Origin of the sequence: Streptomyces sp. Sge12 (assembly GCF_002080455.1) — a bacterium.
GTDB lineage: Bacteria > Actinomycetota > Actinomycetes > Streptomycetales > Streptomycetaceae > Streptomyces.
On sequence record NZ_CP020555.1, the window covers coordinates 7130955 to 7150807 of the forward strand.

Consider the following 19853-nt stretch of genomic DNA (forward strand, 5'->3'; position numbering starts at 1 on the left):
TTCGGTCGGCGATACCCGGTCCGTGCCCGGATCCCTTCAGACGCCCTCGCCGCGCAGCCGGCGGCCGACCTCGCCCAGCCCGTCGGCGAGCGCGTCGAGCTGCCCGGGGGTCAGGACGTCGACGAGGATCTCCCGGACCGTCGCCACGTGCCCCGGTGCGGCCTCCTCCAGCTTGGCGCTGCCCGCGTCGGTGAGGACGGCGAAGACGCCGCGCACGTCGGAGGGGCAGCTGCGGCGGCGGACCAGCCCGGCCTTCTCCATCTGCGTGACCTGGTAGGTCAGCCCGCTCTTGGAGTTGATCAGGCCGTTGGCGAGCTCGGTCATGCGCAGCTCGCGCCCGGGCGCCGCGGCGAGCCGCACGAGGATCTCGTACTGCGGGTGGGAGAGCCCGGCCTCGTCCTTCAGCTGCTGGTCGAGGCGGCGGTTCACCAGGGCCGACGCGGCGAGGAATCCGCTCCAGGCCCGCATCTCGCGGTCGTCCAGCCATCTCGGTTCAGCCATGGCGCCAGACTACACGGGTTGTTCCAATTTGAATCAATGGTTAGGGTCGGGGCTCCGCGGTTCGAATTTGAACAACTCCCTCCTGCCTCCCCACGGGCCGCCCGACCGGAAGGACCCCCCGATGACCAGCCCCTCCGTCACCGCGACGAAGCCGCAGGCCGCCGCCCCGGCCGCACGACCCCAGTCCGCCGTCCTCTCCACCCCGGGCCACGACACCGGCCTGCTGCTCCTGCGCGTCGTACTCGGCCTGACCATGGCCGCGCACGGCACGCAGAAGCTCTTCGGCTGGTTCGGGGGCGGCGGCATCAGCGGCACCGGTCAGTTCTTCACCGCCAGCGGCTACCCCGCGGGCGACGCCATGGCGGTCCTCGCCGGCCTCACCGAGACCCTCGGCGGGCTCGGCCTCGTCCTCGGGCTGCTCACCCCGCTCGCAGGCGCCGCGATCGTCGGCACCCTGATCAACGCGATCGCCGTCCACGGGGCCGACGCCTTCTTCGCCCCGAAGGGCATCGAGTACGAGCTGCTGCTGACCGCGGGCGCCGCCGCCCTCGCCCTCACCGGCCCCGGCCGGTACGCCGTCGACCGCTTCCTGCCCGTGGTGCGGAACCACCGCCTCGCGCACGGCGCCCTCGCCGTCGCCCTCGGCGTGGTCCTCGCAGCCGTACTGCTCCTCGTCCGCAACTAGGACGTCTGGCCGGCCCGTTCGCGGCAGGGGGTACGGACGCCGGTCCGTACCCCCTGCCGCCATGCCGGTCGGGCGACGACGCGCAGGCGCGTCACGCCCGGGTCGAGTGCGCCGCGGACATGGCCGCTCGGCGCGGCCGCCGTCCGCTGAAGGAAGCGGACGGTCTCGGCGGTGATGACCTCGCCCGGCAGGACGTTGGGGATGCCCGGCGGGTACGCCGCCAGGGTGTCCGCGGAGATCCGTCCGACGGCGTCCTGCGCGGACACCGCCACGGCCGGGCTCAGGAACGCCTCGCGGGCGGTGAGTTCCGTGGCGCCGGGGGTCGGCAGACGCAGCATGCCGCCGGCTCCGCCGCCCGCCGGGTCGGCGGTGAGCGGGGAGGGCAGGGTGTGCAGGGCTTCTGCGAACCGGTCGGTGTCGGGGACGGAACCCGCGCCGATGACGGCGACGATCGCCGCGTCGGTCGCCACTTCGACCATGATCCGGTGGTCCAGGAAGAGCCGCCGCCGTGCCTCGTGGCCCGGGATCCCGCCGGCGCGGGTGTCGATCGCGATGCGCAGCGGATCGGCTCGGACGATGTCGGGGAAGGCCCCGAACCCGTCGCTCACCACCTCGAAACGGCCCAGGGCGCGGACGGCGCCGCGTACCCGGTCCGCGGCCTCCACCGAATGGCCCGTCGCGGCGGTGCCGGTGACCAGAGTCCTTCGGGCGAGATCGAGCGACGCGGTCAGCAGCGCGCTCGCGCTGGTGGACTGCACGAGCCGGAACGCCCGGTCCACGAGGGGTTCCAGCCGGTCCGCGAAGGGGCCTTCCGCGAGGTGGAGCATCGCCGACTGCGTCAGGCTGCCCGCCAGCTTGTGCGTACTGGACGTCACCAGATCGGCGCCCTCGGAGAGGGCATTCGAGGGAAGACCGGGGTGGAAGCCGAAGTGCGATCCCCACGCCTCGTCGACGATCAGCGGTACTCCCGCCGCGTGGGCCGTGTCCGCGAGGGCCCGTACGTCGGCCACGGCGCCGAAGTAGCTCGGGGACACGATGTACACGGCGGCCGCGTCCGGGGTCCGGTCGAGCGCCTCCGCCACGTCCGCGGCGGTCACGCCGTGCGCGATGCCCTGCTCCGGGTCGACGGACGGCTGGACGAAGACGGCGTCCATGCCCGACAGCACCAGCCCGTCGATCACGCTGGAGTGCACACTGCGTTGCACGACGAGCGTGCGCCCCAGCGCGGGGGCGACCATCGAGGCGATCTGATTGCCCTGCGAGGCGCCGTTCGTCAGGAACCAGGTGCGCCGCGCTCCCCAGGCCTCGGCCGCCAGCGCCAGCGCCCGGTCCAGCGGGGTGTCCGCTCCGAGATCGATGCCGTCCAGCAGCGGTGGGAAGTCCAGGGCCGTGATCCGCGGGCCGAAGAAACCGGCGAGGTCCGACCCGGGAGCCGCGGCATGGCCGGGGACGTTGAGTCTCAGCCAGTCCCGTCCCGCGTGGCCCAGCACCGCCTCGGCGTACGGGGCGCGCAGCTGGCCGGCGGGGGAGAGGGGGAGGGAGGGGGTGCGGTGTTCGGCCGTTCTGATGTTCACCCCCGGAGCGTGACAGCCGTCCGGTCATTGAGGAACAGTGGACTTTTCGTTACCCCTCCATACGATGTCTATATGCTCGAGGTCAGGCATCTCCAGGTACTCCGCTCCATCGCGCAGGAGGGCTCGCTCGCCGCCGCCGGCCGCGCACTGCACTACAGCCAGCCCACGATCACCCACCACCTCGCAGCCCTGGAAGCCCACTTCGACGCCCGGCTCGTCCAGCGCGGACCGCGCGGGGCCACGCTGACCGAGCTCGGCGAAGCCCTGCTGCCGCACGCCGAGGCGGTACTGGAGCGCCTGCGCCACGCCGAGCTGGAGGTGCGCGACCTCGCCGAGCGCGGCACCCGCACCCTCCACATCGGCACCTTTCCCACCGCGGGCGCCCTGCTGCTGGCGCCGGCGGTCAAGCGCCTGCACCAGCAGGGGGTCCACATCTCGCTCACCGAGGGCGAGCTCCCCCTGCTGCTGCGCGGGTTGCGGGCCAGGGAGCTCGACGCCGCCCTCGTCTTCTCGCAGCCGGGCGACAGGCTGGACCTCGACGAGGACTTCGAGGTCCATCCGCTGCTCTCCGATCCACTGCTCCTGGTCATGCCCGAGGACCACCCCTGCGCATCGCTGGACCAGGTCTCCCTCGGCGACCTGAGGGACACCGCCTGGGTGGGCGCCGCCGACCCGCACGACCCCTGCGACCGCGTACTGGCATGGGCCTGCAGCCAGGAGGGGTACGAGCCCCTGCACGTGATGCGCACCGACGACTACGCGGTCGTGCAGGGCCTGGTGGCGGCGGGCACGGGCGTGGCCCTCGTCCCGCGGCTCGCCCTCGGCCCGCACCGCCCCGACCTGGCCGTACGGCCCCTGGCCAGTCCCGCCCTCGCCCGGGAGATCAGCGTCGCCGTGCTGCGCTCCACCTCGGCGGGCGCCGCGCAGGAACTGATCGGGGCGCTGGGGGAGCAGGCCGCGCTGATCACGGACCGCTGGGCGTCGGCCTGAATCGAACCGGCCATGCGGCTTTACGCCAACTCTCTTTGAGTCCAAGCGAGTTGCCAACACGCTGACCTATGTTCTACGGGGCACATCAGTTCGCCCCGGGAGGTCAGATTGCAGTCCAGGCGCTTCCTCGCCTTTCACCGCCGGTTACGCCGTTCCCACCTGCTCATAGCCTTCGGCCTCGGCTCCCTGCTGATCGGCCTGATCCCGTGGCTCGGGGTCACCAGCACGGCGGCGGCCGGCCGCGCGCCGGCTCCGCGGCCCGCGCCCGTACCCGTCGACCAGCAGACGGCGACCCAGTCACCGCACCACGGCATCGCCCCGGCGAACGCGATGGAGCCGACGGCTCCGATCCTCGACCGCGCCGGGTGGACGGCGACGGCGAGCGACGAGGAGACGGCCGGCGAGAACGGCCGCGCGGCCAACGTGCTCGACGGCAACGTCAACACCCTCTGGCACAGCAGGTGGACCGGCACCCCGGCCCCGCTGCCGCACGTCATCACCGTCGACATGCACCGCACGGCGGTCGTCTCCGCGCTCGTCTACCGTCCCCGCACCAACGGCCCCAACGGGCGCGTGGGCGAGTACAGCATCAGCCTCAGCACCGACGGGCAGAACTGGGCGAGCCCGGTGGCCACCGGCACGCTCGCGGACGACGCGGGCGCCAAGACCCTCGGATTCGCCCCGCAGGGCTCCCGGTTCGTCCGGCTGACCGCGCTCAGCGAGGCCGGCGGCCGCGGACCCTGGTCCTCCGCCGCCGAGATCGACCTGCTGGGCGACCCCGGTACCCCGGCGGCCACCGTCGACCTCGCCCGGACCGGGTGGACGGCGACGGCGAGCGACGAGGAGACCGGCAGCGAGAACGGCCGCGCCGCCAACGTGCTCGACGGCAACGACAACACCATCTGGCACAGCAAGTGGGCGCCCGCCCCCACCCCGCTGCCGCACAGCATCACCATCGACATGCACCGCACGGCGGCCGTCTCGGCCCTCGTCTACCATCCCCGCCCCGACGGGTCCAACGGGCGCGCGGGCGCGTACTCCATCGCCACCAGCACCGACGGCTCCACCTTCGGGGCGCCGGTGGCCGCGGGCACCTGGCGGGACGACGACACCGTCAAGACCGCCACCTTCCTGCGCGCCGAGACCGCCCGCTACGTACGGCTGACCGTGACCAGCGAGGCCGGCGGCCGCGGCCCCTGGACCTCGGCCGGTGAGATACGGCTGAGCGGCCCGGCCAGCCCGGCCGTGCACGGCTCCTGGGGCCGCATCACCGGCTTCCCGCTGGTGCCGGTGGCCACCGCCGCCCTGCCCGGTGACAAGCTGCTGGCCTGGTCCGCGTACGCCGTCGACCGCTTCGGCGGCAGCAACGGCTACACCCAGACCGCGATCCTGGACCTGAAGACCGGCAAGGTCACCCAGCGCCGCATCGACAACACCGGACACGACATGTTCTGCCCGGGCATCGCCATGCTCGCCGACGGCCGGGTCCTGGTCACCGGTGGCAGCAACGCGGAGAAGGCGAGCATCTACGACCCGGCCACCGACGACTGGTCGGCCACCACGAGCATGAACATCGCCCGCGGCTACCAGGCCATGACCCTGCTCTCCACCGGCGAGGCCTTCGTCCTCGGCGGATCTTGGAGCGGCACCACGGGCACCGACAAGGCCGGTGAGGTCTGGTCGCCGGACACCCGCACCTGGCGCAGCCTGCCCGGGGTCTCGGCCGCCCCGGCGCTGACGGCCGACCCGGCCGGACCCTACCGCGCCGACAACCACATGTGGCTGCACGCCACTTCGGGCGGCAAGGTGCTGCAGCTGGGCCCGAGCAAGCAGATGAACTGGATCACCACCAGCGGCCGCGGAAGCATCACCTCCGCCGGCACCCGGGCCGACAGCCAGGACGCGATGACCGGCAACGCCGTGGCCTACGACATCGGCAAGCTGCTCACCCTGGGCGGCTCGCCCGCCTACGAGAAGACCCCCGCCACCCGGCGCGCCTACACCGTGGGCATCACGGGCAGCCAGGTCCAGGCCGCCCGGACGGGTGACATGGAGCATGCCCGCGCCTTCAGCAACAGCGTGGTCCTGCCCGACGGCAAGGTGGCCGTCTTCGGCGGCCAGGGCTATCCGGTGCCGTTCAGCGACGCCACCTCCGTGCTGGCCCCCGAGCTGTGGGACCCGGCGACCGGCAGCTTCACCCCGCTCGCCACCATGGCCGTCCCGCGCAACTACCACAGCGTGGCCAACCTGCTGCCCGACGGGCGGATCTTCTCCGGCGGCGGCGGACTGTGCGGCGACTGCGCGACCAACCACGCCGACGGGGCGATCTTCACCCCGCCGTACCTGCTGGCCGCGGACGGATCACCGAAGCCGCGCCCCGCCATCACCGCGGGCGTGCCCCCCAGGACGGCCCCGGGCACCTCGCTCACGGTGAGCACCGACAGCCCGGTGGCGTCCTTCGTCCTGATGCGGGCCGCCGCCGCGACCCACTCCACCGACAACGACCAGCGCCGGGTGCCCCTGGTCTCCACGGCCGCGGGAGGCGGCTCGTACACGGTGTCCATACCGGCCGACACCGGGGTGGTGCTGCCCGGCACCTACATGCTCTTCGCCCTCGACGCCCAGGGGGTGCCGAGCATCGGCCGGTTCGTCACCATCTCCTGATCCTGTGAGCGGTGTCCGGGGCCTGAGCTGATTGGCCCCGGACATTCAGGGGAATAGCGCACAAATGACACAACCCATCGAAGACTACGCACTCATCGGCGACCTGATGACCAGCGCGCTGGTCGGCCGTGACGGGTCCATCGACTGGCTGTGCCTGCCGCGATTCGACTCGGCGGCCTGCTTCGCCAAACTCCTCGGGGACGAGGAGAACGGCCACTGGCGCATCGCACCCCTCGACGCCGCCCCCGGCGAGCCCTGTACCCGCCGCGCCTACATCGACGGCTCACTGATCCTGGAATCGTACTGGGAGACCGAAACCGGCACCGTCAAGGTCACCGACTTCATGCCCCAGCGCGAGGGCTCCGCACCCGACCTCATCCGCGTCGTCGAAGGCATCAGCGGCACGGTCAGGATGCGCAGCACCCTGCGCCTGCGCTTCGACTACGGCCACGTCGTGCCCTGGGTGCGCCGCAGCGACGGAGACCGGGTGGCCATCGCCGGGCCGGACTCCGCCTGGTTCCGCAGCGACCCCCCGGTCCGCACCTGGGGCGAGGAGAACAGCACCCTCTCCCAGTTCCCGGTCACCGCCGGCCGGCGCGTCGCCTTCGTCCTGACCTGGCACCCCTCGCACCGGCCGCGCCCCGAGCCCTGCGACCCCTTCTCCGCACTGGAGCAGAGCCTCGCCGACTGGCGGGAGTGGACCTCCCAATGCCGCTACGAGGGCCCGTACGAGGAAGCGGTCACCCGCTCCCTGATCACCCTCAAAGCCCTCACCTACGCCCCGACCGGCGGCATCGTCGCCGCGGCCACCACCTCCCTGCCCGAGGAGCTCGGCGGCATCCGCAACTGGGACTACCGCTACTGCTGGCTGCGCGACTCCACCCTCACCCTCGGCTCGCTCCTGTCCACCGGCTTCCTCGACGAGGCCCGGGCCTGGCGCGAATGGCTGCTGCGCGCTGTCGCGGGCGATCCCGCCGACCTCCAGATCATGTACGGGATCGCCGGCGAACGGCGCATCCCCGAGAACGAACTGCCGTGGCTGCGCGGTTACGCCGGCTCCGCCCCGGTCCGCGTCGGCAACGCCGCCGTCGACCAGCTCCAGCTGGACGTGTACGGGGAGGTCATCGACTCCCTCCACCTGGCCAGGTCGGCCGGACTGCCCGCCGAGCGCCACGCCTGGCGGATCCAGCTCGCGCTCCTCGACTTCCTGGAGCGCAACTGGCGCCGGCCCGACGAGGGGCTGTGGGAGGTCCGCGGCCCCCGCCGCCACTTCGTCCACTCCAAGGTGATGGCCTGGGTCGCGGCCGACCGGGCCGTACGGACCCTGGAGAGCGACCCCTCCATCCCCGGCGAGGTCGAGCGCTGGCGGGCCATGCGCGACGAGGTGCACCGCGAGGTGTGCGACAACGGCTACGACCCCGTGCGGGGCACCTTCACCCAGTACTACGGCTCCGAGGAACTGGACGCCGCGACCCTGCTCATCCCGCGGGTCGGCTTCCTGCCGCCCGACGACCCGCGGGTCATCGGCACGGTCGACGCGGTGCGCGCCGAGCTCGGCAGCAGCGGCCTGGTCCGCCGCTACAGCACCGGCGGCTCCACCGTCGACGGACTGCCCGGCGACGAAGGCGCCTTCCTGGCCTGCTCGTTCTGGCTGACCGACGCCCTGCACATGACGGGCCGGCGGGAGGAGGCCCGCGCCCTGTTCGAGCGGCTGCTGGCGGTGCGCAACGACGTGGGCCTGCTCGCCGAGGAGTACGACCCCCTCGCCGGACGCCAACTGGGCAACTTCCCGCAGGCGTTCAGCCATGTCGGCCTGGTGAACACCGCGCTGGTCCTGGCCCGCTCCGACTCCGGCTCCGATCGCTGACGCCGCCGATGGCGGCCGCCGCCGCTAGTCGGTACGGGAGGCCAGCAGCAGGGCGATGTCGTCCGGCCGGTCGGCGGTGTTGCCGGCCTCGCTGATCAGCCGGTCGGCGGCCTCGGTGAGCGGGGCGGGCCGGGCCGCGGCCAGGGCCTTGCGCAGCCGCTCCACGCCGACGTCGATGTCGGTGCCCGGCTTCTCCACCAGCCCGTCCGTGTAGAGGGCGAGCACCGAGCCCGTCGTCAGCCGCAGCTCCGTGACCGGGTACGAGGCCTCCGGGTCGATGCCGAGCACCACCCCGCCGGCCAGGTCCAGCACCTCGGTCCGGCCGTCCGGGTGGCGCAGCAGCGGCTGCGGGTGCCCGGCCCGCGCCGCCATGACGGAGCCCGACTCCGGGTCGAGCAGCATGTAGCAGCAGCTGGCGAACTGGCCCGGATCCAGGTCGATGAGCAGTTGGTTGGTGCCGCTCACCACCTGCTGCGGCGTGCTGCCGCTGAGCGCGAAGGCCCGTACCGCGCTGCGCAGCTGACCCATGGTCGCCGCGGCCGCCACCCCGTGGCCCTGGACGTCGCCGATGACCAGGGCCAGCAGGCCGGTACCGGTCTCGACGACGTCGTACCAGTCGCCGCCGACGTCCATGCCCTGGGTGCCGGGAAGGTAGCGGCCGACCGTGGCCACGTGCTCGCGCACCGGCAGCCGGTGCGGCAGCAGGGCCGACTGCAGGCCGCGGGCGAGCGCCGCCTCGCTGTCGTAGCGCCGGGCCCGTGCCAGGGCCTGCGCGATCAGGCCGGCGAGCGCGGTGAGCGCCGTACGCTCCTCCGGGCTGAAGCCGCGGGGCGCGTCGAAGCCGAGGATGCACGAGCCGACGGGCCGGCCGGAGGCGATCAGCGGCAGGAAGGCACGGGCGCCGACATCGGCGTCCAGCGGAATGCCCGGATAGGCGGCGGCCAGGTGCTGCATCGACTCGAAGAACATCGCGCGGCCGGTGGTCAGGGTCTCGACCCCCGGCAGCCGGACGTCCAGCGAGACCCCGTCGAACCGGTTGAGGAAGCCCAGCGGAAAACCGGTCTCCCAGGCCAGGTACAGGTGCCGCTCGTCGAGCAGGTAGATCGCCAGCTGGCGGCCGCCGAAGGCCGGCAGCAGCTCCTCGGTGACCACGGCCGACACCTGCCGGGCCGTGACGGCCTCCGTCAGCGCGATGGCGAGGGCCACCGGCCGGTACAGCGCCGAGGCCTCGTCGGCGGACGCGTGAAGCTCCGCGTCCGCGTCCACGTCCGTGTCGCCGGCCGAAGCGGTGGCGGTGGCGGCATCCGCGTCGCGGCCGGCCCGGGACGCCGGAGCGTAGGCGGGCTTCGCGGACGTGCCCAGCGTCAGCGTCACCCCGTCGACCGACGGGTACAGGTCCACCGACAGCCACTGCGCGGGCGCGTGCCGGCCGCGCCGGGCGGCGAAGTGCACCGGCTCCCCGGACATGAAGCCGGCCCGGAAGTGGTCCTCGTAGGCCGGGTGCCCGAGCCACGGCAGCGCCTCCCACAACAGCCTCCCCTGCAGCTGGGGCCCGCCGATGCCGAGCAGGTGCTCCGCCGCCGTGTTCACGTAGCCGATCCGGCCCTGCCGGTCCAGGGACAGGACCGCCTGCGCGAGGCGGTCCGCAGCCCTGCGCGCCCCCTCGGCCCCGGCCTCGGGCGCCGGCGCCGGCCCGCTCACCGGGTCGCCCTCCCACAGCACGGGCGCCCCGGCCGCCGCGAGCGCGACGAGGTCGGCGGCCAGCCGCTCCGCGGCCCGCCGCAGCCGCTCGCGGTCCGCGGTCCCGACCGGGATGCCCGGGGTCGCCTCGCGCAGCACCACCAGTACGCCGAATCGTTCCGTCCCGGCGGTCACCGGCTCGTACAGCGAGGCGAAGGGGAAGGGCAGCCCGGCCATCAGCTGGGGGAAGCGGCTCATCGCGGACTCGGCGTCGTGCAGCAGCACCGCCTGCCCGGAGCGGTAGGCCTCGGCGACCGGGTACGGGCGGTTCACCTGCATCCGCCACCACGGCCGGAACAGCTGGAGCGGCAACCCGGTGAACACGGCCATCAGGAGCAGCCCGGTGGTGGGCGAGCGCAGGTAGACGCCGGCCGCGTACCCACCGACGGCCTCCATCGCGTTCACGGCGGCCCGTGCGAGCACCTGGGCCGTCGCATCAGGGGCATCCGTGGTGTCGGGCGCGGCGCCGGCGCTGTCCGCTCTCGCCATCACACAGTCAGGATGCGCCCTCGTCGACGCCCCCTGCATCCCGGCCGGTCCCGGCGGATCCCTGCCGTGTCCCGGCCGATCCCTGCGGGTGTCCCGGCCGATCCCGGCGGCGACCGGCCCCGTCCCGGCCGATCGGCCGACGGTTTCCCTCATCCGGGGGACGCACGGGTGTGCGGACCAGCCCCCGGACGCGGCGCGGGGCACGATACGCAGGCGTCCCACCCCCGGCAGGCCCCCGGAAGGCAGAGCATGCGGTTCCAGTACGACACCATCGGCGAGCGCTATGCGGAGTCCACCAGCACGGCTGCCTTCTCCGCGGCCGACACCTACACCCTGCACGGAGCCCTCGACGCCCTCGGCGGGGTGCGCGGACTCGACGCCCTCGACCTGGCCTGCGGATACGGATACAACACCCGGCTGCTGGCCCGCGGCGGGGCCCGGCGCACCGTCGGCGTCGACGTCTCGGAGGAGATGATCCGCCAGGCCCGCGAGCACGAGGCGACGAAGGACCGGCCGGACGTCGAGTACCACGTCGCCGACGCCACCGGCCTGCCCCACCTCGGCCCCTTCGACCTCGCGACCGCCGCGTACGTCTTCAGCTACGCGCCCGACCGCAGGTCCCTGCACGCGATGTTCCGGTCCGTCCGCGCCAACCTGCGCGCGGGCGGGCGGCTGCTCGCCATCGTGCCCAACGCGGGGGCGTTCCCGCGTGTGGACTGGTCCCCGTACGGGGTGCGGATCCTCGACCGGCTCCCGGACGGGGACGCGCCGCTGCTCAAGGCGCACTTCCTGACCGAGCCGCCGGTGCCCTTCGAGTTCCGCGAATGGGCCCACGCCGACCTCGCCGAGGCCGCCGTCGACGCGGGGTTCGTCACCGTCGGCTGGCAGCCGAACCGGACCCCGCCCGCCGACGCCGTACGGGACGAGGCGTACTGGACGGCGTACCGTGCCTGGCCGATCAGCTCCCTGATGACCTGTACGGCGTAGCGGACCCCCGCCGTCGCCGCCGTGCCCTCACAGCGCCGCCGTCGACCTGACCAGCTCGACGATCCGCTCGCGCGCCGCCCGCCCCTCCGGCACGGGCAGCAGCGGGTACCCGTGCGGCAGCCCGGCCTCCTCGTGGAACTCCACCTCGGCCCCGTCCGCCCGGGCCCGGCGCAGCAGCTCACGGCTGTCCGTGGTCAGCACGTCCCGGGTCCCGGTGAACACCGTCATCGGCGCCAGCCCGGCGAAGCCCCCGTGCAGCGGGCTCACCCGGGGATCGTCGGCGGCCAGGGTGCCGGCGTACAGCCGGCCGGCCTCCAGCAGCCCCGGGCGCGCCAGCAGCGGATCCGCCGCCTCGAGGGCCGCCTGGTCCGGATGGCTCATGGTCAGGTCCAGCCAGGGCGAGATCAGCACGATCCGGGACGGCTGGTCCCCGGTGCGGTCGCGCAGCCGCTGCGCGGCCGCCAGCGCCAGCCCGGCCCCCGCCGAGTCCCCGATGAGCACCGTCCCGGCGGAGCCCCCGCTCGCGATCAGGCCGCTCAGCAGATCGGCGGCGACCGGAACGGTCCGGTCGGCGGTACCGCGCGGAGCCAGGATGTACGCGGGTACGACGACCCGCGCCCGGGCGCGGGTGACCAGGGTCCTGATCAGCGCCCAGTGCGGGCGCTCCAGCTCGTGGATGTAACCGCCGCCGTGCACGTACAGCACATGGGCCGCGGGCTCCGACCCGACCGGGGAGACGTCGTACACCGGCCAGGCTCCGACGAAGGTCCGCGAGATGTCGGCGACCCGCCCCAGCGACCGCGGCGGCAGATGGGAGGCCGGCCGGCGGGCGGATTCCGCCACGCGGGTCCGGACCGCCTCGGCGCTCGCGAACCGTCTTCGCCGTCCCGCTGCGATCAGCGCCGCCGACAGCGCCCTGCTGCGCAGACTCGGCACGCCCCTCACCTCCCCTTTTGCCCCGCGCCGTCGCCGGCGCGAGCCCCTTCCCCATTACGGGAGGAGCATAGGCGTGAAGCTGCGCTGTCGACCCGCTTAAGAAAGTCTCGATGGACTGATCACCGCGCCGATCGGCAGATTGGTGCACGTCACTGCCGCCGTTCGGGTCCATCCGCCCACGGCGTCCCCTCCGCATGCCTGGAGCCACCCCATGAAGGCACTCGTCAAGCACAAGGCAGAACCCGGCCTGTGGCTCATGGACGTCCCCGAGCCCGAGTACGGCCCCGGCGACGTGCTGATCAAGGTGCTGCGCACCGGCATCTGCGGCACCGACCTGCACATCCGGGCCTGGGACGGCTGGGCGCAGGGTGCGGTCAAGACGCCCCTCGTCCTCGGCCACGAGTTCGTCGGCGAGGTCGCGGCGCTGGGCGCGGACGTCCGGGACATCGAGATCGGCGCGCTGGTCAGCGGCGAGGGCCACCTGGTGTGCGGAAAGTGCCGCAACTGCCTGGCCGGCCGCCGCCACCTGTGCCGCAGCACGATCGGCCTCGGGGTCGGCCGCGACGGCGCCTTCGCCGAGTATGTGGTCCTGCCCGCCCAGAACGTGTGGGTGCACCGCACCGCCGTCGACCTGGACGTCGCCGCGATCTTCGACCCCTTCGGCAACGCCGTGCACACGGCCCTGTCCTTCCCGCTGGTCGGCGAGGACGTGCTGATCACCGGCGCCGGCCCGATCGGGATCATGGCGGCGGCCGTGGCCAAGCACGCCGGCGCGCGCAGCGTGGTCATCACCGACGTCAGCCCCGAGCGGCTGGAGATCGCCCGCAAGGCGGGCGCCACCCTCGCCGTCAACGTCGCCGAGTCCTCGATCGCCGAGGCCCAGGCCAAGCTCGGCCTGCGCGAGGGCTTCGACGTCGGCCTGGAGATGTCCGGCCGCGCCGAGGCCATGCGCGACATGATCGACAACATGACGCACGGCGGCCGGATCGCCATGCTGGGCCTGCCCGCGCAGGAGTTCCCGGTGGACTGGGCGAAGGTCGTCACCTCGATGATCACGATCAAGGGGATCTACGGCCGCGAGATGTTCGAGACCTGGTACGCGATGACCGTGCTGCTGGAGGGCGGGCTCGACCTCAGCCCGGTCATCACCGGCCGCTACTCGCACCAGGACTTCGAGGCCGCCTTCGACGAGGCGTCGACCGCCCGCAGCGGCAAGATCATCCTGGACTGGACGGCGTAGGGGCTCCGCCCTCCCGCCACCCCACCGAACCATTTCCCTCCGGGCCGGGCCCCGCACACCCTCCCCCCTCCGCGGGGCCCGGTCCCCTCCCTCGTCGCCCTCCGCCGCCGCACAAGGAGAACCGCACATGTTCGACACCGTCCGCGAGGACCTGCGCTCCACCCTCGACGAGATCCGCGCCGCCGGCCTGCACAAGCCCGAGCGCGTCATCGGCACCCCCCAGAACGCGGCCGTCGCCGTCACCTCGGGCGGCGCCGCCGGTGAGGTGCTCAACTTCTGCGCGAACAACTACCTGGGCCTGGCCGACCACCCGGAGGTCGTCGCCGCCGCGAAGGACGCCCTCGACCGCTGGGGCTACGGAATGGCCTCCGTCCGCTTCATCTGCGGCACCCAGGAGGTGCACAAGGAGCTGGAGGCGCGCCTGTCGGCCTTCCTCGGCCAGGAGGACACGATCCTGTACTCCTCCTGCTTCGACGCCAACGGCGGTGTCTTCGAGACGCTGCTCGGCGCCGAGGACGCGGTCATCTCCGACGCCCTCAACCACGCCTCGATCATCGACGGCATCCGCCTCTCCAAGGCCCGCCGCTTCCGCTACGCCAACCGCGACATGGCCGAGCTGGAAGCCCGCCTGAAGGAAGCCACCGAGGGCGGCGCCCGCCGCAAGCTGATCGTCACCGACGGCGTCTTCTCCATGGACGGATACGTCGCCCCGCTCGCGGAGATCTGCGACCTGGCCGAGCGCTACGACGCCATGGTCATGGTCGACGACTCGCACGCCGTCGGCTTCGTCGGCCCCGGCGGCCGCGGCACCCCCGAGCTGCACGGCGTCATGGACCGCATCGACATCATCACCGGCACCCTCGGCAAGGCCCTCGGCGGCGCCTCCGGCGGCTACGTCGCCGCCCGCGCCGAGATCGTTGAGCTGCTGCGCCAGCGCTCGCGCCCGTACCTCTTCTCCAACTCCCTCGCCCCGGTCATCGCGGCGGCCTCCCTCAAGGTCCTCGACCTGCTGGAGTCGGCCGGTGACCTGCGCGAGCACCTCGCCGCCAACACCGCGCTCTTCCGCACGAAGATGACCGAGGCCGGCTTCGAGGTCCTGCCCGGCGACCACGCCATCGCTCCGGTCATGATCGGCGACGCGGCGGAGGCGGCCAGGATGGCCGAGCTGCTCCTGGAGCGCGGCGTGTACGTGATCGGCTTCTCCTACCCGGTCGTCCCGATGGGCGCGGCGCGCATCCGCGTCCAGCTCTCCGCGGCCCACTCGACGGCCGACGTCGAGCGCGCGGTGGCGGCCTTCATCGACGCCCGCGCCGCCCTCCAGGCCGCCGGGGTCTGAGGGGACGAGAGGGTGGGGGGCCCGGGACCACAGAGGTCTGAGGGACCTGTGCACCCTGAGACAATGGTGGGGTGATCGACCCCCGCCGGCTGCGCATCCTGCGGGCCGTGGCGGACCACCGTACGGTGACCGCCGCGGCCGCAGCCCTGTACCTCACCCCGTCCGCCGTCTCCCAGCAGCTCGCGGCGCTGGAACAGGAGACGGGCCACGTGCTGCTCACGCGCAGCGGGCGCGGCGTACGGCTCACCGCGGCCGGTGAGATCCTGCTCGGCCACGCCCACGAGGTGCTCGCGCAGCTGGAGCGCGCGGAGGCGGAACTCGCGGCGTACGCGGGCGGTTCGGCGGGCGAGGTCACCGTCGCCGCCTTCGCGACCGGCATCGCGGAGGTATTGGCCCCGGCCATCGCCCGGCTCGCGCTCGAACAGCCGGGGATCCGGCTGCGGGTACGGGACGCGGAGGGCGACCAGAGCCTGCCGTTGCTGCTGGACGGCGAGGCGGACCTCGCGCTGGCCGTCGAGTACCGGGGCGGCCCGGGCGCCGACGACGCACGGCTGTCCGTCCTCCCGCTGTACGCGGAACCCTTCGACGCGGTGCTGCCCTCGGGGCATCCGCTGGCCGACCTGCCCGCCGTGGCGCTGGCAAACCTCTCCGACGCGGACTGGGTGGGCCAGTACCCCGGCAACCCGTGCCACGACGTGACCCTGCTGGCCTGTGAACTGGCGGGATTCGCTCCCCGGTTCGTGCACTCCTCGGACGATTTCCGTGCGGTGACGGCCCTGGTGGGAGCGGGGGCCGGAGTGGCCCTCGTACCGCGCTCGGCCCTGCGGGGCATGGACCTCAAGGAGGTTCAGGTCCGCCCGGTCACGGGCCCGGCGGCCACCCGCCGCGTCTTCGCGGCCACCCGCCGCGGCGCCGAGACCCACCCGCTGATCGCCCCGGTCCTGGCGGCCCTCGTCCGCGAGTCGGAACGTCTGCCCGCGCATTGAGCCGGCGGCGGCTCGTGTGACCGCAGGGCCGTGACCGGGCCCGATGCCGACGCGAGGCGGGGGCCGGTACGAACACCGCGCACCCGGCACGGTTACCTTCTGCCTGTGCAGATACCACTCTGGGGCATCCTCGCCCTGCTGGCCCTCGCCGCGCTGCAGCTCGCGGGTTCGCTCCACTCCTCCTGGACCAAGGCCGTGAGCGGGGAGGGCGGGGCCGACCGGACCGACGCCCGGCTCGATCTGGCCGACGGCATCGCCGGGACGGTGCTGCTCACCGCACTGGCCTTCGGGCAGATCATCGTCGTCCTCTGCGCGCTGGCCGTGCTGGGGCCGATCCTCGCGGCGCAGCTGCTCAGGCGGCTCCTCGGCCGCCGGGCGAAGGCCGCAGGCCGGGCGGCCGACTGAGGGCGCCGACCGAGGGGGCCGGTCGTGACGGGGCCGGTCGAGGGCCGGCTGCGAGGGGGCCGGCCGCGAGGGCCGGAGGCGGCTCGCTCCCCCCCGGCGCGGCGGGCCTTCACACCCGTACCACCTCCACCCCCTGCGCCGCGAACGCCCCGGCCACGGCCGGGGTCAGGCCCGTGTCCGTCACCAGGACGTCCACTTGTGAGGTCGCGCAGATGCGGGCGAAGGCGCGGACTCCCAGCTTGCTGGAGTCGGCCGCGATGACGACCCGGCCGGCGCGTTCGCACAGCAGGCGGTTGACCGAGGCCTCGTCCTCGTGGCGGGTGGCCGCGCCGTCCGCGGGGTCGAAGCCGTCCACGCCCAGCACCGCCGTGTCCACCGCGAGCTGCCCGAGGACCTGTTCGGCGAGCGGGCCCGTCAACTCGTAGGACTGGGGGCGGGCCACCCCACCGGTCAGGACGATCTTGAACTGCGGGCGGATCACCAGCTCGCCCGCGATGTTCAGGGCGTTGGTCACCACGGTGAGCGCCGGGGAGCCCTGGGCCAGGTCCGGGCGCCCGGCCAGGGCCCGCGCCACCTCGGTGGTCGTCGTGCCGCCCGTCAGGCCGATCACCTCGCCCGGTGAGATCAGGGCCGCCACCGTCTCGCTGATCCGGCGCTTCTCGGCGGCCCGGCGCGAGGTGCGGTACCGCAGCGGGAGTTCGTACGAGACCCCGTGCAGCACCGCACCGCCTCGCGTGCGGACCAGTAGCTGCTGCTCGGCGAGCTGGTCGAGGTCGCGGCGGATGGTCGCGGCGGACACGCCGAGGGTCTCGGCAGCTGGTTCCACCTCCAGCTCGCCCTGCTCCACCAGCAGGTCCAGCAGTGTCTGCCAGCGCTCCTTGCGCGTCATCGGCCGCCCCCTTCGGTGTTCTGCGACATTCGTTCCACGGCGTTTTCGACGGCCGCCATCGGCCCACCCGGCGACACTAACCCAGCCGATCGACCCGTTGATGCTTGAAGTTGCGTGAAACAGGCCGATACCTTGCAGGAAAACGCACAACGCATTCACGTCTTCACCATCCAGACCCGTCTGTCGCACGAGGGAGCCTGTATGAGTCACGTCGCGTACGAGTTGGGCACACAGCCCGCCTGCTGGGAGCGGGCCGCCGAACTGGCCCCGGCCCGGCGGGCGGTGCTCCCGCAGCCGGGGGAGCGTACCGCGATCGTCGGGTGCGGGACCTCGTACTACATGGCCCGGGCGGCCGCCGTGCTGCGCGAGGAGGCCGGCCAGGGCGAGACCGACGCCTTCCCCGCCTCGGAGTTCCCGCGCCACCGCCGCTACGACCGGGTCGTCGCCCTCACCCGGTCCGGCACCACCACCGAGGTACTGGACCTGCTGGCCGGGCTGCGGGACGCGGGCGTGCCCACGACCGCCGTCATCGGCGATCCCGCGACCCCGGTGATGACGGCCGCGGACGAGCTCGTCGTCCTCGACTTCGCCGACGAAGAGTCCGTCGTGCAGACCCGGTTCGCGACCACCGCCCTCACCCTGCTGCGCGCCCACGTGGGACTGCACACCGCCGCCGCGGTCGCCGATGCCCGCACCGCCCTCGTCGAGCCGCTCCCCGACGGGATCGCCGGCTGCGGGCAGTTCACCTTCCTCGGCCGCGGCTGGAGCGTCGGACTGGCCGACGAGGCCGCGCTGAAGATGCGCGAGGCCTCGCTGTCCTGGGCCGAGTCCTACCCGGCGATGGAGTACCGGCACGGGCCGATCAGCGTCTCCGGGCCCGGTACCGTCACCTGGTCGCTCGACGAGGCTCCCGACGGGCTCGCCGAACAGGTGCACGCGACCGGCGCCCAGTGGGTGCCCGGACGGCTCGACCCGCTCGCCGAGCTGGTCCGCGTCCACCGCCTCGCCCTGGCCGTCGCCGCCCACCGGCAGCTGGATCCCGACGCGCCGCGCAACCTCACCCGCTCGGTGATCCTCACCACCGGTGAGGAGGCGGTCCGATGAGCCTCGTTCCCGCGGGCAACCTCGTCCTGGAGGCGGCCGCGGCCGGCCGGGCCGTCGCCGCCTTCAACATCATCACCCTCGAGCACGCCGAAGCCGTGGTCGCCGGGGCCGAGGCGGCAGGCCTGCCGGTCATCCTCCAACTCAGCGAGAACGCCGTGAAGTTCCGCGGTGGTCAGCTGCTGCCGATCTCCCGGGCCGCCGTCGCCTGCGCGGAGGCCGCTGCGGTCCCCGTCGGCCTGCACCTCGACCACGTCAAGAGCCCCGAACTCCTGCGGCGTGCCTGCGACGCCGGGTACAGCTCGGTGATGTACGACGCCGCGCAGCTCCCGTACGCCGAGAACCTGGAGGCCACCCGCTCCGCCGCCGACTGGGCGCACGCCAACGGGCTGTGGATCGAGGCCGAGCTGGGCGAGGTGGGCGGGAAGAACGGAGCCGCGCCGCTGGACCCGCACGCGCCGGGCGCCCGTACCGACCCGGACGAGGCCCGGCGGTTCGTCGCCGACTCCGGGGTCGACGCCCTGGCCGTCGCCATCGGCAGCAGCCATGCGATGACCAGCCGTACCGCCGCCCTGGACCACGTGCTGCTGGCCCGGCTGGCCAAGACCGTGGACGTGCCGCTCGTCCTGCACGGCTCCTCCGGCCTGCCGGACGCCGAACTCGCGGCAGCCGTCGCGGGCGGCATCCGCAAGGTCAACATCGGCACCGCGCTGAACGTGGCCATGACCGAGGCCATCCGCACCCACCTGACCCCGGCGGACCCCCGGCCGTACCTGACGGCCGCCCGTACGGCGATGACGGTGACGGCGACGGCTATGATCGGCGCGCTGAACTGACGGACGACGAGGGGGCGGCGATCATGAGCGTGCAGCCGGCGCACCAGCGGGGCCACACGGACCGCCGCCGGTTCCTGCTGATCGCCGGCCTCCCGGTACTGACGGTGGGCGCAGGGCTGACGTACCTCCTGTGGCCGCAGTCGCCGGCTGGGGAGCCCCAGGTACGTACCGACCTGGAGCCGCTGAACCGGCGGCTCGGGCCCTTCCTGGGCGAACTGGCCGACGCGCACTGGCTCGGCTACGACATCGACGGCGCGGGCGGCGACCGGAGCGTCCCGGGCCCCGACTCGCGGATCAGGGTGGTCGGAGTCGCCCACCTGCCGGGCGGCCGCGCGGCAGCGATCACCGGCAATCCCGAGTACGCCTTCGCCGGGGGTGCGCCGTTCGAGCCGCCCGCCCCGCTGAAGCGGTACCTGCCCCTCGGCACGGCATGGCAGCACAGCCCCGCCTTCGACGCGTACGCGGACGGCCGGGGCGACGCGAGTCGGGCCACGGACGGGTCCCCCACGGGCCGGTACTGCTTCGACACCACCCAGGACCTCGTCCACTTCGACGTGGTGTACCTCTTCACCTGAGCGATGCCGGGGGATCGGCCTCGTCGGGGAACCGGACCGCCTCGGCCGCGAC

Annotated in this window: 17 protein-coding genes; 12 read left to right on the forward strand and 5 right to left on the reverse strand. The window is 73.5% G+C overall.

What is annotated here, in order from left to right:
- Positions 1–36: 36 nt before the first annotated feature.
- Positions 37–501, reverse strand: a complete 465-nt coding sequence (locus B6R96_RS31895; protein ID WP_079403985.1) for a MarR family winged helix-turn-helix transcriptional regulator — start codon at positions 499–501, stop codon at positions 37–39.
- Between the two features lie 121 nt (positions 502–622).
- Between B6R96_RS31895 and B6R96_RS31900 the strand changes: the two genes are divergently transcribed.
- Positions 623–1186 (forward strand): DoxX family protein, encoded by a 564-nt coding sequence (locus B6R96_RS31900; protein ID WP_081524386.1) that lies wholly within the window; start codon positions 623–625, stop codon positions 1184–1186.
- On the opposite strand, the gene B6R96_RS31905 is transcribed toward B6R96_RS31900, so the two are convergent.
- On the reverse strand, positions 1183–2760 hold the full coding sequence (locus B6R96_RS31905) for an aminotransferase class I/II-fold pyridoxal phosphate-dependent enzyme (RefSeq protein ID WP_237291568.1): 1578 nt from the start codon (positions 2758–2760) through the stop codon (positions 1183–1185). The genes B6R96_RS31900 and B6R96_RS31905 overlap by 4 nt on opposite strands.
- 72 nt (positions 2761–2832) lie before the next feature.
- On the opposite strand from B6R96_RS31905, the gene B6R96_RS31910 reads away from it, so the two are divergent.
- The 3 genes from B6R96_RS31910 (at position 2833) to B6R96_RS31920 (ending at position 8281) form a co-directional block, all read left to right on the forward strand.
- Positions 2833–3750 (forward strand): LysR family transcriptional regulator, encoded by a 918-nt coding sequence (locus B6R96_RS31910; RefSeq protein ID WP_081524387.1) that lies wholly within the window; start codon positions 2833–2835, stop codon positions 3748–3750.
- 108 nt (positions 3751–3858) lie between these two features.
- On the forward strand, positions 3859–6414 hold the full coding sequence (locus B6R96_RS31915) for a discoidin domain-containing protein (protein ID WP_237291569.1): 2556 nt from the start codon (positions 3859–3861) through the stop codon (positions 6412–6414).
- A gap of 64 nt (positions 6415–6478) precedes the next feature.
- The gene (locus B6R96_RS31920) at positions 6479–8281 is read left to right on the forward strand and encodes a glycoside hydrolase family 15 protein (RefSeq protein WP_081524388.1); all 1803 of its coding nucleotides are present in this window, start codon (positions 6479–6481) and stop codon (positions 8279–8281) included.
- Positions 8282–8305: 24 nt separating this feature from the next.
- Here B6R96_RS31920 and B6R96_RS31925 read toward each other — a convergent pair whose 3' ends face one another.
- Positions 8306–10417: a PP2C family protein-serine/threonine phosphatase gene (locus tag B6R96_RS31925; protein WP_384507957.1), complete on the reverse strand. Its 2112-nt coding sequence runs from the start codon at positions 10415–10417 to the stop codon at positions 8306–8308.
- Positions 10418–10759: 342 nt separating this feature from the next.
- On the opposite strand from B6R96_RS31925, the gene B6R96_RS31930 reads away from it, so the two are divergent.
- Positions 10760–11497 carry a class I SAM-dependent methyltransferase gene (locus B6R96_RS31930; RefSeq protein ID WP_037859032.1) on the forward strand — a complete coding sequence of 246 codons (738 nt, stop codon included), beginning with the start codon at positions 10760–10762 and terminating at the stop codon, positions 11495–11497.
- A 27-nt stretch (positions 11498–11524) separates the two neighbouring features.
- Here the strand turns inward: B6R96_RS31930 and B6R96_RS31935 are convergent, their stop codons facing one another.
- Entirely contained in the window at positions 11525–12433 is a 909-nt protein-coding gene (locus B6R96_RS31935; protein ID WP_063782727.1) for an alpha/beta hydrolase fold domain-containing protein, read from the reverse strand.
- A 211-nt stretch (positions 12434–12644) separates the two neighbouring features.
- Here B6R96_RS31935 and tdh point away from each other — a divergent pair, with 211 nt between their 5' ends.
- The 4 genes from tdh (at position 12645) to B6R96_RS31955 (ending at position 16400) form a co-directional block, all read left to right on the forward strand.
- Positions 12645–13673, forward strand: a complete 1029-nt coding sequence (tdh, locus tag B6R96_RS31940; protein ID WP_030384370.1) for an L-threonine 3-dehydrogenase — start codon at positions 12645–12647, stop codon at positions 13671–13673.
- Between the two features lie 127 nt (positions 13674–13800).
- On the forward strand, positions 13801–15009 hold the full coding sequence (locus B6R96_RS31945; protein ID WP_030384371.1) for a glycine C-acetyltransferase: 1209 nt from the start codon (positions 13801–13803) through the stop codon (positions 15007–15009).
- Between the two features lie 71 nt (positions 15010–15080).
- Positions 15081–15995 (forward strand): LysR family transcriptional regulator, encoded by a 915-nt coding sequence (locus B6R96_RS31950; protein WP_030384372.1) that lies wholly within the window; start codon positions 15081–15083, stop codon positions 15993–15995.
- A gap of 105 nt (positions 15996–16100) precedes the next feature.
- Positions 16101–16400, forward strand: a complete 300-nt coding sequence (locus tag B6R96_RS31955) for a hypothetical protein (RefSeq protein ID WP_081524390.1) — start codon at positions 16101–16103, stop codon at positions 16398–16400.
- A gap of 109 nt (positions 16401–16509) precedes the next feature.
- Here the strand turns inward: B6R96_RS31955 and B6R96_RS31960 are convergent, their stop codons facing one another.
- Entirely contained in the window at positions 16510–17289 is a 780-nt protein-coding gene (locus tag B6R96_RS31960; RefSeq protein WP_081524391.1) for a DeoR/GlpR family DNA-binding transcription regulator, read from the reverse strand.
- Positions 17290–17490: 201 nt separating this feature from the next.
- Here B6R96_RS31960 and B6R96_RS31965 point away from each other — a divergent pair, with 201 nt between their 5' ends.
- The 3 genes from B6R96_RS31965 to B6R96_RS31975 are packed head-to-tail and all read left to right on the forward strand — an operon-like array spanning position 17491 to position 19801.
- Entirely contained in the window at positions 17491–18393 is a 903-nt protein-coding gene (locus B6R96_RS31965) for an SIS domain-containing protein (RefSeq protein WP_053174261.1), read from the forward strand.
- The gene (locus B6R96_RS31970; protein WP_081524392.1) at positions 18390–19226 is read left to right on the forward strand and encodes a class II fructose-bisphosphate aldolase; all 837 of its coding nucleotides are present in this window, start codon (positions 18390–18392) and stop codon (positions 19224–19226) included. Before B6R96_RS31965 ends, B6R96_RS31970 begins: the two co-directional genes overlap by 4 nt.
- Positions 19227–19249: 23 nt before the next feature.
- Positions 19250–19801 carry a hypothetical protein gene (locus tag B6R96_RS31975; protein WP_081524393.1) on the forward strand — a complete coding sequence of 184 codons (552 nt, stop codon included), beginning with the start codon at positions 19250–19252 and terminating at the stop codon, positions 19799–19801.
- Positions 19802–19853 lie beyond the last annotated feature (52 nt).